Below are 16297 nucleotides of genomic sequence, written 5' to 3' on the forward strand. Positions count from 1 at the left end.
GCTTGCCTGACGACCTGCGGACGAAGAAAACTGATCTGAAGATCGAGGAGGGGTTCATGCAGAAGCAGGCGCGCGTGGTTGTCATCGGCGGCGGCATCGTCGGCTGTTCGGTGCTGTATCACCTGGCAAGGGCGGGTTGGCGGGACGTTGTCCTTCTGGAACGCCAGGAACTCACCTCGGGGTCGAGTTGGCATGCCGCGGGCAGCCTCTTCACTCTGACCCGGCCGAACATTGCGGCCGCCCTGCAGCTTCATTCCTTCCGCAGTTACCGCGAGATCGAGCGGGAAAGCGGCCAGCCCGTCGGCTTTCACCTGACCGGAGGCATCAGCCTGTGCCGCAGCGAGGATGAGGTGCTGTCCCACCAGATGCTGCAAAGCGCCTGCCGCAGGCTGGGGATCGAAAGCCACTTCCTGTCACCCGAAGAGGCCGCGTCGCGCTGCCCCATCCTCGACCCCGGGCGCATGATTGCCGCGCTCTGGGAGGAGGAGGGAGGGCATGTCGATCCCGCCTCGGCCACGCAGGCGTTCGCGGCGGCGGCGCGAAAGCTTGGCGCGGCGATCGAGCGCCATACCCCGGTCCGCGCCACCCGCCCCCGCGCAGACGGCAGCTGGGACGTGGTGACGGACCGCGGCACCATTCATGCCGAACATGTCGTCAATGCCGCCGGTCTCTGGGCGCGCGAGGTCGGGCGCATGGCCGGCATCTCCCTGCCGCTGATGCCGGTCGAGCACCATTATCTTGTGACCGAGACGATTCCCGAAATCGCCCGGCTCGGCTTCGAACTGCCGCAGATCAACGACAACGAAATCGGCTGTTACGCCCGCCAGGAGGGTCAGGGGCTTCTGTTCGGCGCCTATGAGGGACGCTGCACGCACTGGTCGAAAGAGGGCACGCCCGCCGACTTCGGGCACGAGCTTCTGCCGGATGACCTGTCGCGGATGGACTGGAACTTCGAACGCGCGGTCGAGATGATGCCCTGTCTTGCGACCGCTGGCATCAGGCGCGTGATCAACGGCCCGATGATGTTCTCGCCCGACCTTTCGCCGCTGCTTGGCCCGCATCCCGCTCTCAGGAACTATTTCTGCGCGAACGGGGTGATGACAGGCTTCAACCAGGGGCCGGGCGTGGGCAAGGTCGTGGCCGACTGGATCATCGAGGGCGACCCCGGCATGGATGTCATGGCCTGGGATGTGGCGCGGTTCGGCGACTGGGCGCAGGGTGCCTTCACCGAGGCGCGTACGCGATACTTTTACGAGCATCGCTGCGAACGGGGCTATCCCGGCCAGGAGATCGAGGCGGGGCGCCCGATCTTCCCGACACCAGTGCAAGACCGTCTGGCGGCGGCCGGGGGCGTCTTCGGCTTTTCCTTCGGCAACGAACATCCGAACTGGTTCGCGGACCGGCCCGGCCAGCGGGACACGCTGAGCTACCGGCAGCCGAACTGGTGGCATCCCGTCGCCGACGAAGGCCGCCGAATCCGCGAGGCGGCAGGGTTGATGGAGTTCTCCGCCCTTGCCAAGTTCGCGGTCGAGGGGCCGGGCGCCGAAGCCTGGCTGGACCGCATCCTGGCCGGGCGCATTCCGGCGGCGGGCCGCATGGCGCTTTGCCCGATGCTGACCCCGCAGGGGCGCCTTGCCGGGGACCTTTCGGTGGCCTGCCTGGCACCCGGCCGCTACCTCGTCCTCGGGTCGGATGCGATGCAACTGGCCTTCCAGCGCCGCTTCGACAGTGCGCTTCCGGCAGAGGGTGTCCGGGTCTCCAACCTGTCCGCGACGCTTGCGGGGCTGCATCTGTGCGGACCGGAGGCGCGCTCGATCCTGGCTGAGGTGGCGCTTGCCGATCTCGACAACTGGCACTTTCCCTTCCTGTCGGCCGCCAGCCTGACCGTCGCCGGGGTGCCCGATGTCGTGGTCCTGCGCGTCTCCTTCACAGGCGAATGCGGGTATGAGCTTTACATGCCGCGCGACAGCCAGCCGCGGATATTCGACGCGATCCTCGGTGCGGGGAGGACCCGCGGCCTTGGCCTTGCGGGAAGCCGCAGCCTGATGATGACGCGGCTGGAAAAGTCCTTCCCCGCCTGGGGGCCGGAACTCTCGGCCGACTACACCCCGCGGGAGGCGGGGCTGATGCGGCATTTGGCGCTGGAGAAGGGGGACTTCACCGGCCGCGATGCGGTGATGTCCGATCCCCCCATGCGGGAACGGATTGCCACCTTCAGCGTCGATGCCGGAGCCGACGCCGTCTGGGGCGGCGAGGCGGTCTTTCTGGACGGAGAGGCGGTCGGATACGTCACCTCGGGCGGGTGGGGGCCCTTTGTCGGCGAACACATCGCGATGGGATACGTCCTGCCCGACGCGTGGCAGCCGGGGGCGGCCTACGAGGTCGAGGTGCTGGGGCGCCGCCGTGCCGCGGCGCTGAGGCCGCGTCCGGTCTACGACCCCGAAGGCACCCGGATGCGCGCCTGATCCCCGCCCGCGAAACGGCGCAGCAGCGCGTGCCGCAGCCGCTCGGTATCCGCTTCGGTGTTGTAGGCCTGGATGGAGAGGCGCACGAAGGTCCGGTCCTTCCAGCGAAACACCGGGATCTCGATACCGTCTTCGGCAAGAAGCGCATCGTGCAGCTGAAGCGGATCGCAGGAGGGAACCGTAATCGCGACCATCTGGGTCAGGAACGGCTCTGCCGCCAGAAGACCGGCGCCCAGGTCGCCGGCGATAAGGCGCGCGGCGTCGATGGCAAGGCGCCGGCAGTCCGCGCTGACCGCTGCCCAGTCATGTTCCCGCCGGAAGGCCAGTGCCGCCGTGACCGACAGCCAGGCGGATGGGTCGCGCGTGCCGCGGAACTGAAACGCGTCCAGAAACGCGTCGTCGCCCAAGGGTCCGGAATCGCGAGGCGATAGCCCGGGCGCCCAGCCGTGACTGATGATGGAAGGCGCGAGAAGCCCCTTCATAGCCGCGCGCACATGAAGGAACCCGGCGCCCTTCGGGGACATCAGCCACTTGTGACAGTTGCCCGCGTAAAAATCCGCGCCAAGCGCGTCGAGCGACAACGCAATCAGCCCCGGTGCGTGGGCGCCGTCGACCACGGTCAGAATCCCCTGCCGCCGCGCCTCGGCCACCACCCGCCCGATCGGCAGCGCCAGGGCGGTGGGAGAGGTGACATGGCTGAGAGACAGGACCCTGGTCCGGGGCGACAGGCGGGCCAGCACCGCCTCCGTGAACGCCTCCTCGGACACGAGCGGCACCGGCACCTCGGCCCGCCGCACGACCGCGCCGGTCCTGCGGCAGACGAAATCCCAGGTCTTGTCGATCGCGGCATATTCGTGATCGGTCGTCAGGATCTCGTCGCCCGGCTGAAGCGGCAGGGCGCGCGCAACAAGGTTCAGCGCCTCGGTCGCGTTGGTGGCCCAGACCAGGTCCTCCGCCCGCGCGCCCAGTTCGGCCGCAAGTGCCGCGCGCACCTCGGCAAAGCGGGCGCGCAGGTGGCGCGGGTCCATGAAGGCAACCGGCTGGCGCTCCAGCGCGTCCTGCCACCCGCGCTGTGCGGCGATCACGATTGCCGGGCAGGCCCCGTAGGAGCCGTGGTTGAGAAAGGTGACCGAAGGGTCGAGTGCAAACAGGTCCGTCAGTCCGCGCGCCAAGATGCCCTCCCGCTCTGGCGGCAGACTATCACCGTGGCGCGGCGGCGAAAGCCCGGGTCATTCCCAGTCCAGCACGACCTTGCCGCTTTTGCCCGAGCGCATGATCTCGAACCCTTCGCGGAAGTCGGCGACCTTGAAGCGGTGGGTGATCACGCGGCGGATGTCGAGGCCGTTTTCAAGCATCGCGATCATCTTGTACCAGGTCTCGAAGATCTCGCGCCCGTAGACACCCTTGATGGTGATCGCCTTGAAGACGATCCGGCTCCAGTCGACCGGCGACTTGCCCGGCGGGATGCCCAGCATCGCGATGCGCCCGCCCATCACCATGTTCTCGACCATCTGGTCCAGCGCGACCTGGCTGCCGGACATTTCCATGCCGACGTCGAAGCCCTCCTTCATTCTCAGCGCGCCCTCGACCTCGCGCAGATCCTGCCGCGCCACGTTCACGGGAACGACGTCGGTGACACGGGCGGCAAGGTCAAGCCGGTCCTGGTTGATGTCGGTGATCACGACATGACGCGCGCCGACATGGCGGGCGACGGCCGCCGCCATGATGCCGATGGGCCCGGCCCCCGTGATCAGAACGTCCTCGCCCACAAGGTCGAAGGACAGCGCGGTGTGGACCGCGTTGCCCAGAGGATCGAGGATCGCCCCGATCTCGTCGTCGATCTCGTCGGGCAGCGGCACGACGTTGAAGGCGGGCAGGCGCAGGTATTCGGCGAAGGCGCCCTGTTCGTTCACGCCGATGCCGCGCGTCGCCGGATCGAGGTGGAACTTGCCCGCGCGCGACTGGCGCGACTGCTTGCCGATCAGGTGCCCCTCGCCCGAGCAGCGCTGGCCGATCGCCAGCCCCTCGACGTTCTTCCCGATCTCGACGATCTCACCCGCGAACTCGTGCCCGGTGACCAGACCCACGGGCACCGTCCGTGCCGCCCATTCGTCCCAGTTCCAGATGTGGATGTCGGTGCCGCAGATCCCGGTCTTGCGGATGCGGATCAGCACGTCGTCGGGCCCGATCTCGGGGACCGGGCGGTGGTCCATCCACAGCCCGACCTCGGGCTTCAGCTTTGCCAGTGCCTTCATGTCGTTGCGCATCAGATCGCTCCCGTGGCCTTGCCCGCGCCCCGGAAGGCGTCGAGCGCGAAATCCAGATCGTCGCGCGACAGGCGCGCGTTCATCTGCGTGCGAATGCGGGCCTGCCCTTTCGGCACGACCGGAAAGAAGAACCCCGCGACATAGACGCCGCGATCGTAAAGTGCGGACGCCATCCGCTGCGACAGCGCCGCGTCGCCCAGCATCACCGGCACGATCGGGTGCTCTCCTGGCAGAAGCCGGAAGCCTGCATCCTCAAGCCCCGCGCGCCAGTAGCGCGCATTCTCGAACAGGCGCGCCCGCAGGTCGTCGGCTGCCTCGACAAGGTCGATCGCCGCGATCCCGGCGGCGACCACGGCGGGGGGCAGCGCGTTGGAGAAGAGATAGGGCCGCGCCCGCTGCCGCAAAAGGTCGATGACCGGCTGCGGCCCGGCGATGTAGCCGCCAAGCGCGCCTCCCAGCGCCTTGCCCAGCGTGCCGGTCAGGATGTCGACCCCGACGCCGGCATGGGCGGGCGTCCCGCGTCCCTCGGGCCCCATGAATCCGGTTGCGTGGCAATCGTCGACCATCGTCAGCGCGCCGTATTTCGCCGCCAGCGCCGTGATCTCCGGCAGCTTCGCCAGATAGCCGTCCATCGAAAAGACGCCGTCCGTCGCGATCAGGATGAAACGGGTGCCGTCGGCCCGCGCGGCCTTCAGCTGTGCCTCGAGATCGGTCATGTCGGAGTTGGCATAGCGATAGCGTTTCGCCTTGCAAAGCCGGATGCCGTCGATGATCGAGGCGTGGTTGAGCGCGTCCGAGATAACCGCATCCTCCGGGCCCAGAAGCGGCTCGAAAAGCCCTCCGTTCGCATCGAAGCAGGCGGCGAACAGGATCGAGTCGTCCTTGCCAAGGAACCGCGCGATCCGCGTCTCCAGCGCCCTGTGCAGATCCTGCGTGCCGCAGATGAACCGGACCGAGGCCATGCCATAGCCGTGGTCGTCCATCGCCACCCTCGCCGCCGCGACCAGCTGCGGGTGATCGGCAAGCCCCAGGTAGTTGTTCGCGCAGAGGTTCAGAACGTCACGTCCCGCCACGGTCACATGCGCGCCCTGCGCCGAGGTGATCAGCCGCTCGCGCTTGTAGAGCCCCTCTGCCTCGATCCCGCTCAGGGTTTCGACCAGATGGGTCAGGAACGCCGCCTTGTCCGACATGGGATCAATCCTCCGATATGGTGGAACAATATCCGCAAGGGCGGATTTGTCAATATGATGGATATCTGTCCGGTATCACGGAATACCCTTCATTCTGGCCGAAATACTCCCGGGGGGCGCGGGGGGCAGGCGGCCCCCCGCCCTTTCAGCTGTTCTGGACGATCAGGATGGCTCGAGCCGCCGCCTCAGGCGCCTCGATCCGGTGCGGACGGTCGGCGAAGTAGCGTGCGGTGTCGCCCGCCCGAAGGTCGTCCTGATCCTCGCCCGAGACCACACGCAACGCGCCCTCGAGCACCGTCAGATGTTCGCGGCAGCCCGGACCGTGCGGGTCGCTGACCAGCGCGCCGCCAGCCGCGAAGCTCAGGTCGTAGACCTCGTGCTCGCCCGCGGACTCGGCGGGCGACAGGATGCGGATCGTGACGCCCCGGCCGCGCCCCGCGATGGTCGGCGCCGCCTCGGCCCGGATCACCTCGATGGCCGGTGCGGTCTTGCCCTCCAGCAACCCCGCGAAATCGACCTGCAGCGCCTGCGTCAGGTTCCACAGCGTCGCCACCGTCGGGCTCGATTCCCCACGTTCGATCTGGCTCACCATCGAGCGTGATACACCCGAGAGGCGCGCAACGGCATCGAGGCTCAGCCCCTTGGCGCGTCGCGCCTGCTTGAGCGAGGCGGCCAGGCGGTCATGGATGTCGGGGCGCGTGTTCATGGCGTGAGGGTGATCCGGGGCGGCGGAAAGGTCAACGGGGCAGCATGTCCTCGCCGTCGGGATCGGCGGCTTCCGCCACAAGCCAGTCGCGGAAGGCCTTGAGCGGCGGATACCACTCGCCCACGCGCGGCCAGACAAGGTAATAGCTGCCCTCCCCCGGAACCGGCGCGCCCCAGGCTGCGACAAGCCGGCCGTCCAACAGCTCCGCCTTGGCCAGAAACTCTGGCAGGAGCGCCACGCCAAGGCCGTGGATCGCCGCTTGGATCATCGGCGCGAACTGATCGAACAGCATCCCTTGCGGCGGCGCACCTTCGACCCCGTGCTCCCGGAACCAGCCGGCCCAGGCGTTCGGCCGCGTCTCCAGTTGAAGGAGCGGCAGGCGCATCAGGTCGGCGGGCCCGGTGACGGGATGACGGCTCAGAAAGTCCGGCGAACAGGTCGCGACCAGCCGCTCGTCGAACAGCTTGACGGCGCCCGTGCCTGGCCAGCTGTCTGTGCCGAAGTGGATGGCAGCGTCGAAACCCTCCTCCTCGAAGTCGAAGGCGCGAAGGCGGGTGCCGAGGTTGATGGTGATGCCCGGATGGGCCGACAGGAAGCGCGCCAGCCGCGGCGCCAGCCAGCGCGTTCCGAAGGTGGGCAGGATGGCCAGCGAAAGCGTTCCGCCGCCGGTGTCCGAGCGCAGCCGCATCGACCCGCGCGAGATCAGGTCAAGCGCCTTGCCGACATCGCGCGCATAGGCCAGCGCCCGGTCCGTCGGTCTCAGCCGCCGCCCCTCGCGCAGGAAAAGCGGGACGCCCAGCTGCGCCTCCAGGTTCTGGACCAAACGGCTGACCGCGCCCTGGGTCAGGTCGAGGTCGCGCGCCGCGGCCAGCGTCGAGCCGGTGCGGCAGACCGCTTCGAACGCCGTCAGCAGGCTGATCGACGGAAGCAGCCGGCGGGGGATGGCCATATATTCCCTCCATGCATACAATATCGCTGCAATAACGCTATTCGAGCGGCCCGAAAAGGCGCATGAAGCATAAAACCGATCCACAGGACGCCGCATGTCATCGCCCGATCCGTTCCGCCGCTCCGCCCGCATCGCCGAAGTCGAGTTGTCGGAGATTTTGCAGATCTCCGAAGCTGCCGCCGCCATGAAGCGCGCGGGCCGTGACGTCATCTCGCTCGGGACCGGTGAGCCGGACTTTCCGACCCCGCCGCATGTTGTCGCGGCGGCGCACGAGGCGGCTCTCCGGGGCGAAACGACCTATACCGCGACCGCAGGCACCCCCGCCCTGCGGGCCGCCATCGCCGAGGCCTGCGCGCGCGACAACGGTTACCGCCCGGAACCGGCCGAGGTCATCGTCTCTGCCGGCGCCAAGCAGGTGATCTTCAACGCCTTCTTCGCCACGCTCGATGCCGGCGACGAGGTGATCCTCGCCGCGCCCTACTGGACCAGCTACCCCGACATGGTCGGCGTCTGCGGCGGCACGCCCGTTATCGTCGCGGCGGGGGCGGAGGACGGCTTCAAGCTGACGCCGGCCGCGCTTGCGGCGGCGATCACCGGCCGGACGCGATGGGTTCTCCTGAATTCCCCCGGCAATCCCTCGGGCGCGGTCTATTCGCCGGCCGAGTTGCAGGCGCTGGCCGAGGAGCTGCGGAACGCGCCCCATGTCGGCATCGTCGCCGACGAGATTTACCAGCACATCTGTTACGTCCCCTTCGCGTCATTCCGCGCAGTCGCCCCCGATCTTGCGGACCGGACGCTGATCGTGAACGGCGTGTCGAAGTCCCACGCGATGACCGGCTGGCGCATCGGCTGGGGCATCGGCCCCAGGCGCCTGATCGAGGCGATGGTGGCTGTGCAGGGCCAGGTGACGTCAGGCGCGTCGTCGGTCAGCCAGGCGGCCGCACTTGCCGCGGTCTCGGGCGATCAGCAACTTCTGGCGGAGCGCAACGACGACTTCCGCGAACGCCGTGACATGGTGCAGGCGGCGCTCAATGCCACCGGCCTTATCCGCTGCGGCTCGGCCGATGGTGCCTTCTACCTCTTTCCCGACTGCACCGCAGCCTTCGGCAAGACGGCGCCCGACGGAACCCGGATCGAAAAGGACGCCGATTTCACCGCGGCCCTTCTGCAGGCCGAAGGCGTCGCCCTCGTGCCCGGCCGCGCCTTCGGGCTTCCCGGCCATTTCCGCCTGTCCTACGCCTATTCGCGCGCCTCGCTGACCGAGGCCTGCGCCCGTATCGCCCGTTTCTGCACATCGCTCGCCTGAGGAGACCGCCCATGGCCCTGAAACCCAAAGACGCCCCCGACCTGTCGCGCTTCGACTGGGAAGACGCCTTCCGCATGGAAGACCAGCTGTCCGAGGATGAGCGGATGATGCGCGACAGCGCGCGTGCCTACGCGCAGGAAAAGCTGCTGCCGCGGGTCACCGCCGCCTACCGCGAGGAAAAGACCGACCCGGCGATCTTCCGCGAGATGGGAGAGATGGGGCTTCTCGGCGTGACGGTGCCCGAGGAATACGGTGGGCTCGGCGCCTCCTACGTCGCCTACGGCCTTGTCGCGCGCGAGGTGGAGCGGATCGACAGTGGCTATCGCTCGATGATGTCGGTGCAGTCATCGCTGGTGATGTATCCGATCTACGCCTACGGATCGGAGGAACAGCGGCGGAAGTACCTGCCGAAGCTCGCCTCCGGCGAATTCATCGGCTGCTTCGGCCTGACCGAGCCGGATGCAGGCTCCGACCCGGCGGGGATGAAGACCCGGGCCACCAAGACGGCGAACGGCTATGTGCTGAACGGGTCGAAGATGTGGATTTCGAACGCGCCGATCGCGGACGTGTTCGTCGTCTGGGCCAAATCCGACGCGCACGGCGGCAAGATCCGCGGCTTCGTGCTGGAAAAGGGCATGAAGGGCCTTTCGGCCCCGAAGATCGGCGGCAAGCTTTCGCTCCGTGCCTCGATTACCGGCGAGATCGTGATGAAGGATGTCGAGGTCGGCGAGGACGCGCTCTTGCCGAATGTCGAGGGGCTGAAGGGCCCCTTCGGCTGCCTCAACCGCGCTCGCTACGGCATCAGCTGGGGCGTGATGGGCGCGGCCGAGGCCTGTTTCCACGCCGCGCGCCAGTACGGGCTCGACCGCAAGCAGTTCAACCGCCCGCTGGCCCAGACTCAGATATTCCAGCTCAAGCTCGCCAACATGCTGACCGAGATCAGCCTGGGCCTGCAGGCCAGCTTGCGCGTCGGCCGTCTGATGGACGAGGCCAACGCCGCGCCAGAGATGATTTCCATCGTCAAGCGCAACAACTGCGGCAAGGCGCTGGAGATTGCGCGCCACGCCCGTGACATGCACGGCGGCAACGGCATCCAGGAGGATTTCCATGTCATGCGGCACATGGTGAACCTCGAAACGGTGAACACCTATGAGGGCACCCACGACGTGCACGCCCTCATCCTCGGGCGCGCCGTCACCGGGCTTCAGGCATTCTTCTGATTTCTTCTTTTGATAAATATCCCCGCCGGAGGCTTCCGACAGACAAGCCGGGAGCCTCCGGCGGGGATACTTGGAAAAAGAAGAACGGCAAGTGAGAGACAGGCGATGGATCGCGCTGATATCGTTCACGAGAATTTCCTGCGCCGGGTCGCGGCGCGCGACCTGCCGCCGGGCGAGGCGCCCTCGGGGCCGCTTTCGGCGGCGGATGCGGTGGCGGGCTACCGGGCAGGCTGCCTGACCCGCGCGCTCGACCGGCAGAGCCGTGCGATGCAGAAGGCGGGGCAGGGGTTCTACACCATCGGCTCCTCGGGGCATGAGGGCCTCGCCGCGGTCGCGCTGGCGCTGCGCCCGACCGACATGGCGTTCCTGCACTACCGCGACGCGGCGTTCCAGATCGCGCGGGCGGGGCAGGTTCCGGGCCAGTCGATCGCCTGGGACATGCTGTTGAGCTTTGCGGCCTCGTCAGAGGATCCGATCTCGGGAGGGCGGCACAAGGTGCTGGGATCGAAGGCGCTGGCGATCCCGCCGCAGACCTCGACCATCGCGTCGCATCTGCCCAAGGCGGTGGGCGCGGCCTATGCGATCGGCGCGGCGCGGCGGCACCGGCCGGAGCATCAGGAACTGCCCGACGATGCCATCGTCTACTGTTCCTTCGGGGACGCATCCGCCAACCATTCGACGGCGCAAGGGGCCTTCAACACCGCGCAGTGGACGTCCTACCAGTCGATCCCGCTACCGCTTCTGTTCGTCTGCGAGGACAACGGCATCGGTATTTCGACCAAGACGCCGAAGGGCTGGATCGCCGCGACCTTCGGGAACCGGCCGGGGATGAAGTATTTCCGTTGCAACGGCCTCGATCTTTACGAGACCTTCCGGGTGGCGCGGGAAGCGGCGGACTACGTCCGCAGCCGCCGCAAGCCGGCTTTCCTGCATGTCGGTACGATCCGGCTTTACGGCCATGCCGGTGCCGACGTGCCGACCACCTATCTCTCGCGCGAGGAGGTGGAGGCCGAGGAAGCGAACGACCCGCTGCTGCACGCGGTTCGGCTTCTCGATCAGGCGGGGGCGCTGTCGCCCGACGAGGCTCTGGCCATCTACGAGGACACGAACGCCCGCGTCGCCCGCATCGCGGCAGAGGCGGTGACGCGGCCGCGCCTGCGCACGGCCGGCGAGGTCATGGCCTCGCTCATCCCGCCGGCGCGGGTGTGCCGGCCGACGAACGGCCCCTCGGCCGAGGCGCGCGGGGCGGTCTTCGGCGGTGACATGAAGGCGATGGAAGAGCCGCAGATCATGTCGCGCCTGATCAACTGGGCGCTCACCGACCTGATGCTGGCCCATCCGGAGATCGTCATGATGGGCGAGGACGTCGGCCGCAAGGGCGGCGTCTACGGCGTTACCCAGAAGCTTGTGAACCGGTTCGGGTCTGACCGGATGATCGACACGCTGCTCGATGAACAGTCGATCCTGGGCCTTGCCATCGGCATGGCGCAGAACGGTTTCGTGCCGATGCCGGAGATCCAGTTCCTGGCCTATCTCCACAACGCCGAGGACCAGATCCGGGGCGAGGCGGCGACGCTGTCCTTCTTCTCGAACGGCCAGTACACCAACCCGATGGTGTTGCGCATCGCGGGGCTTGGTTACCAGAAGGGGTTCGGCGGGCATTTCCACAACGACAACTCGGTTGCCGTTCTCCGCGATATTCCGGGTGTCATCCTGGCGTGCCCCTCGAACGGCGCGGACGCGGCGAAGATGCTGCGCGAATGCGTGCGGCTGGCGCGCGAGGAGCAGCGGGTGGTGGTCCTTCTGGAGCCCATCGCGCTTTACCCGATGCGGGACCTGCATTCGGAGAAGGACGGCGGCTGGATGTGCCGCTATCCCGATCCGTCCGAGACGATCGCGCTGGGCGAGGTCGGGATTCATGGCGACGGCAAGGATCTTGCCATTGTCACCTTCGCAAACGGCTATTACCTGTCGCGGCAGGCGGAACGGCGGCTGGCGGACGCGGGCGTGAAGGCGAGGGTGATCGATCTGCGCTGGCTTTCGCCATTGCCCGCCGATGCGCTGGTTGATGCCGTCGCCGGGGCCGAACGTATCCTTATCGTCGACGAGACGCGCCGGTCCGGCGGGATTGCCGAGGCGCTGATGGCGCTTTGTGCCGAACGGACGAAGGTGCCGGTGGCGCGGATCACGGCCGAAGACAGCTTCATCGCCACCGGGCCGGCCTATGCGGCGACGATGCCTTCGGCGGCCGGCATCTTCGATGCTGCGATGGCGCTGGTCGGGGGCGCGAAATGAAGACGGCGGTTGTCATCTGCCCCGGCCGGGGAACCTATACCAAGACCGAGCTTGGCTATCTGGGGCGCCATTTCGCGGACAGGGCGCTGCTGGCGCGGTTCGACGGGATGCGCGCCGCGCTGGGTCAGGAGCGGCTGAGCGAGCTTGACGGCGCGGCGAGCTATTCGGTCGCCCGCCACACGCGCGGCGACAACGCCTCGGCGCTGATCTACGCGGCGACGCTGGGCGACTTCCGCGCCATCGACGGCGAAAGGGTCAGGGTCGTCGCGGTGACCGGAAACTCGATGGGGTGGTATTCCACCCTGGCCGTCGGCGGCGCGCTGTCCGCGGAGGCGGGGTTCGAGGTGGTCAACACCATGGGTACGCTGATGCAGGAGGCGCTGATCGGTGGCCAGCTGATCTATCCCTTCGTGGACGAGGACTGGCGGCCCGATCCGGCCCGGAAGGCCGACCTGATGGCACTTGTGGCGGGGATCGCCGCCCGCCCCGGCCACGTGCTGACGCTGTCCATCGACCTTGGCGGAATGCTGGTGCTTGCCGGCAACGAAGAGGGGCTGAAGGCGTTCGAGGCGGCGGTCCCGCCGGTGCAGGGTCGGTTTCCGATGCGGCTGGCCAATCACGCCGCCTTCCATTCCGCGCTGCAGGCCCCTGTCGCGGAACGTGGCCGCGCGCGGCTGTCGCCGTCGCTTTTCGGCCAGCCGAAGCTGCCGATGATCGACGGTCGCGGCGCGATCTGGTGGCCGGGCGCGACCGACACGCAGGCGCTGTGGGACTATACCCTTGGCCACCAGGTGACCGAGACCTATGACTTCACCCATGCGATCCGCATCGCGGCGCGCGAGTTCGCTCCCGATCTGTTCATCGTCACCGGCCCCGGCACGACGCTGGGCGGGGCGGTGGCGCAGTCACTGATTCAGTCGAACTGGCGCGGCATGGGCTCGAAAACCGAATTCCAGACACGGCAACAGACGGCGCCGATGCTGGTCTCCATGGGCATGGATGACCAGCGGGCGCGCGTAACGAAGGGAGATTGAGATGACCCACGACGACATTCTGAAGGCTGCAGGCCTGACGCAGGACGACTTGCACGGCGGCACGCTTGCGGTGCATTCGCCCATCGACGGCGCCGAGGTGGCCCGCATCCGCGAGACGGACGCGGCTGAGATGCCGGCGGTGATCGCGCGTGCGCAGGGCGCCTTCCGGGCCTGGCGGCAGGTTCCGGCCCCGCGCCGGGGCGAACTGATCCGCCTGCTGGGCGAGGAACTGCGTGCGGCCAAGGCCGAACTCGGCGCGCTGGTCACGCTCGAGGCGGGCAAGATCACCTCCGAGGGTCTGGGCGAAGTGCAGGAGATGATCGACATCTGCGACTTCGCCGTGGGCCTGTCGCGGCAGCTTTACGGCCTGACGATCGCCTCCGAACGTCCCGGCCACCGGATGATGGAAACCTGGCACCCGATGGGGCCCTGCGCGGTCATCACCGCGTTCAACTTCCCCGTCGCGGTCTGGTCGTGGAATGCGGCGCTGGCGCTCGTGTGCGGCGACCCGGTGATCTGGAAACCGTCGGAGAAGACGCCGCTGACGGCGATGGCGACGATGAAGATCATGGAACGCGCGATGAAGCGTTTCGGCGATGCGCCGGACGGGCTTTGCCAGCTTGTCATCGGCGGCCCGGCAGTCGGCGAGGCGCTAGTGAACTCGAAGGACGTGCCCATCGTCTCGGCCACGGGGTCGACCCGCATGGGCGGGATCGTCGGCCCGAAGGTCGCCGCGCGCTGGGGGCGGCCGATCCTGGAACTGGGGGGCAACAACGCGATGATCGTGGCGCCCTCGGCCGATCTCGACATGGCGGTGCGGGCCATCGTCTTTTCGGCAGTCGGCACGGCCGGCCAGCGCTGTACCACGCTGCGCCGGCTGATCGCGCACAACTCGGTCAGGGACGACCTCGTGGCGCGGCTGATCAAGGCCTACGGTAGCCTGCCGGTGGGCGACCCGCGCAAGGCGACGACGCTTGTCGGCCCGCTGATCGACCACGCCTCGCGCGACCGGATGCAGGCGGCGCTCGAGAAGGCGAAGGCCGAGGGCGGCAAGGTCCATGGCGGCCGTACGGTGACTTCGGGCGTGCCGCAGGGGGGCGCCTATGTTGAGCCCGCCATCGCCGAGATGCCGGCGCAGACCGATACGGTGCGGACCGAAACCTTCGCCCCCATCCTCTACGTCCTCGGCTACGAGACGCTGGAAGAGGCCATCGCGCTGCAGAACGACGTGCCGCAGGGTCTGTCGTCCTGCATCTTCACGCTGAACATGCGCGAGGCGGAAACCTTCCTGTCCGCGGTCGGCTCCGATTGCGGCATCGCCAACGTCAACATCGGGCCGTCGGGTGCGGAGATCGGCGGCGCCTTCGGCGGCGAGAAGGAAACCGGCGGCGGCCGGGAAAGCGGGTCGGACGCCTGGAAGGGTTACATGCGGCGCCAGACGAATACCGTCAACTACGGCGCGACGCTGCCGCTGGCGCAGGGCGTGAAGTTCGACTTCTGATCAGGCTTCGGGGTTTCCGGGGCTATACGGGCCGGTCGGCACTATGCCTGACCGGCCCGTCTTATTTTTGCACTTCAGACTAAGATCCGTCGGAATGTTCGGCGCAATCGCCACCATGTTCCGGCATTCTGTCGCAAACGGGGCGGATCCGCTCCGCGCGAAAGAGAAAGGGAAAGACATGTCGTTCAGGAAAGTGGCCGTTCTCGGCCTGGGCAAGGTGGGGCATCTAGCGGCGGAACTTCTGGCCGGGGCCGGGTTCGAGGTGACGGGGATCGACGCCCGCGAGGTTTCGGGTTGCCCCTTCCCGGTCAAGGTGGCAGACCTTGCCGATACCTCCGCCCTCTCGGCCGCCCTGTCGGGGAACGACGCGGTCCTGTCCTGCCTGCCCTATCACCTCAACATCGGTGTCTCGACCGTCGCCCACGGGCTTGGCCTGCATTACTTCGACCTGACCGAGGACGTGCCGACGACGCAGCATATCCGTGGCCTCGCGAAGACCTCGAAGGGCATCATGGCGCCGCAATGCGGCCTGGCCCCGGGCTTCGTCGGCATCGTCGGCGCGCATCTGGCCGAACAGTTCGACAAGGTCCGCTCGATCCGCCTGCGGGTTGGCGCGCTGCCGCAGAATCCCACCGGGCTTCTGGGCTATGCCTTCAACTGGTCGCCCGAAGGCGTGGTCAACGAGTATCTGAACGACTGCGAAGTGATCGAGGAGGGCGTGCACAAGAACGTCTCCGCGATGGAGTGGCTGGAGACCATCTATATCGACGGCGTGCATCTGGAGGCCTTCACCACCTCGGGCGGTCTCGGCACGATGTGCGAGACCTATGCGGGCCGGGTGGAGAACCTGGACTACAAGACCATGCGCTATCCGGGGCATGTGCAACTGATGAACTTCTTCTTCCATGAGCTTCTGATGCGGGAGAACCGGGAAACCGCGGGCCGCATCCTGACCCACGCCAAGCCGCCGGTCGACGAGGACGTGGTCTATGTCCATGTCGCCGCCGAGGGCTGGGTCGAGGGGCAACTGAAGCGCAAGGAGTTCGTGCGCGCCTACTATCCGCTGGAAATCGGCGGGCGTCGGCGGACTGCGATCGCCTGGACGACCTCGGCCTCGGTGGTGGCGGTGATCGAGATGGTGCGCGACGGCGCGATCCCGGCCAAGGGCTTCCTCAAGCAGGAAGACATCCCGTTGTCGCCCTATCTCGCGACCCGCACCGGCAACTATTACAACATTGGGCACCGGGGCCGGAACGCCTGATCGGGCGAAGCGCGCGCCGGGCGCGCGCAAGCCTGTCCCTCACGCTTCCCGGTTTTCCGGGAAGCGTTCGCGGGCCTTCTGCTGGCGCATTCGGGAAGCCGGG

General features: G+C 67.7%; 12 protein-coding genes. 7 read left to right on the top strand and 5 right to left on the bottom strand.

Going from position 1 to position 16297, the window contains the following annotated elements; genetic code table 11:
- Positions 1 to 56: 56 nt before the first annotated feature.
- The gene (locus N5I32_RS18565) at positions 57 to 2465 is read left to right on the top strand and encodes an FAD-dependent oxidoreductase (protein ID WP_261497437.1); all 2409 of its coding nucleotides are present in this window, start codon (positions 57 to 59) and stop codon (positions 2463 to 2465) included.
- Here the strand turns inward: N5I32_RS18565 and N5I32_RS18570 are convergent.
- The 5 genes from N5I32_RS18570 to N5I32_RS18590 form a co-directional block, all read right to left on the bottom strand.
- On the bottom strand, positions 2432 to 3637 hold the full coding sequence (locus N5I32_RS18570; RefSeq protein WP_261497438.1) for an aminotransferase class V-fold PLP-dependent enzyme: 1206 nt from the start codon (positions 3635 to 3637) through the stop codon (positions 2432 to 2434). The genes N5I32_RS18565 and N5I32_RS18570 overlap by 34 nt on opposite strands.
- Positions 3638 to 3694: 57 nt before the next feature.
- A complete protein-coding gene (gene tdh / locus N5I32_RS18575) occupies positions 3695 to 4720 on the bottom strand; it encodes an L-threonine 3-dehydrogenase (protein ID WP_261497472.1) in 1026 nt (341 codons plus the stop codon).
- Between the two features lie 11 nt (positions 4721 to 4731).
- Positions 4732 to 5922, bottom strand: a complete 1191-nt coding sequence (locus N5I32_RS18580) for a glycine C-acetyltransferase (protein WP_261497439.1) — start codon at positions 5920 to 5922, stop codon at positions 4732 to 4734.
- Between the two features lie 145 nt (positions 5923 to 6067).
- A complete protein-coding gene (locus N5I32_RS18585; protein ID WP_261497440.1) occupies positions 6068 to 6628 on the bottom strand; it encodes a helix-turn-helix domain-containing protein in 561 nt (186 codons plus the stop codon).
- Between the two features lie 31 nt (positions 6629 to 6659).
- Positions 6660 to 7577 (bottom strand): LysR family transcriptional regulator, encoded by a 918-nt coding sequence (locus tag N5I32_RS18590; RefSeq protein WP_261497441.1) that lies wholly within the window; start codon positions 7575 to 7577, stop codon positions 6660 to 6662.
- A gap of 94 nt (positions 7578 to 7671) precedes the next feature.
- On the opposite strand from N5I32_RS18590, the gene N5I32_RS18595 reads away from it, so the two are divergent.
- The 6 genes from N5I32_RS18595 (at position 7672) to N5I32_RS18620 (ending at position 16194) form a co-directional block, all read left to right on the top strand.
- A complete protein-coding gene (locus N5I32_RS18595) occupies positions 7672 to 8883 on the top strand; it encodes a pyridoxal phosphate-dependent aminotransferase (RefSeq protein ID WP_261497442.1) in 1212 nt (403 codons plus the stop codon).
- Positions 8884 to 8894: 11 nt separating this feature from the next.
- On the top strand, positions 8895 to 10103 hold the full coding sequence (locus N5I32_RS18600) for an acyl-CoA dehydrogenase (RefSeq protein ID WP_261497443.1): 1209 nt from the start codon (positions 8895 to 8897) through the stop codon (positions 10101 to 10103).
- A gap of 105 nt (positions 10104 to 10208) precedes the next feature.
- Positions 10209 to 12398: a dehydrogenase E1 component subunit alpha/beta gene (locus N5I32_RS18605; protein ID WP_261497444.1), complete on the top strand. Its 2190-nt coding sequence runs from the start codon at positions 10209 to 10211 to the stop codon at positions 12396 to 12398.
- Positions 12395 to 13432 carry an ACP S-malonyltransferase gene (locus tag N5I32_RS18610; protein ID WP_261497445.1) on the top strand — a complete coding sequence of 346 codons (1038 nt, stop codon included), beginning with the start codon at positions 12395 to 12397 and terminating at the stop codon, positions 13430 to 13432. The genes N5I32_RS18605 and N5I32_RS18610 overlap by 4 nt, the downstream gene beginning before the upstream one ends.
- Before the next feature lies 1 nt (position 13433).
- Positions 13434 to 14933, top strand: coding sequence for an L-piperidine-6-carboxylate dehydrogenase (gene amaB / locus N5I32_RS18615; RefSeq protein WP_261497446.1), 1500 nt, complete (start codon positions 13434 to 13436; stop codon positions 14931 to 14933).
- A gap of 178 nt (positions 14934 to 15111) precedes the next feature.
- Positions 15112 to 16194: a saccharopine dehydrogenase family protein gene (locus tag N5I32_RS18620; RefSeq protein ID WP_261497447.1), complete on the top strand. Its 1083-nt coding sequence runs from the start codon at positions 15112 to 15114 to the stop codon at positions 16192 to 16194.
- The last annotated feature ends 103 nt before the right edge of the window (positions 16195 to 16297 follow it).

Origin of the sequence: Albidovulum sediminis, from assembly GCF_025380365.1 — a bacterium.
Classification (GTDB): Bacteria; Pseudomonadota; Alphaproteobacteria; order Rhodobacterales; family Rhodobacteraceae; genus Albidovulum; species Albidovulum sediminis.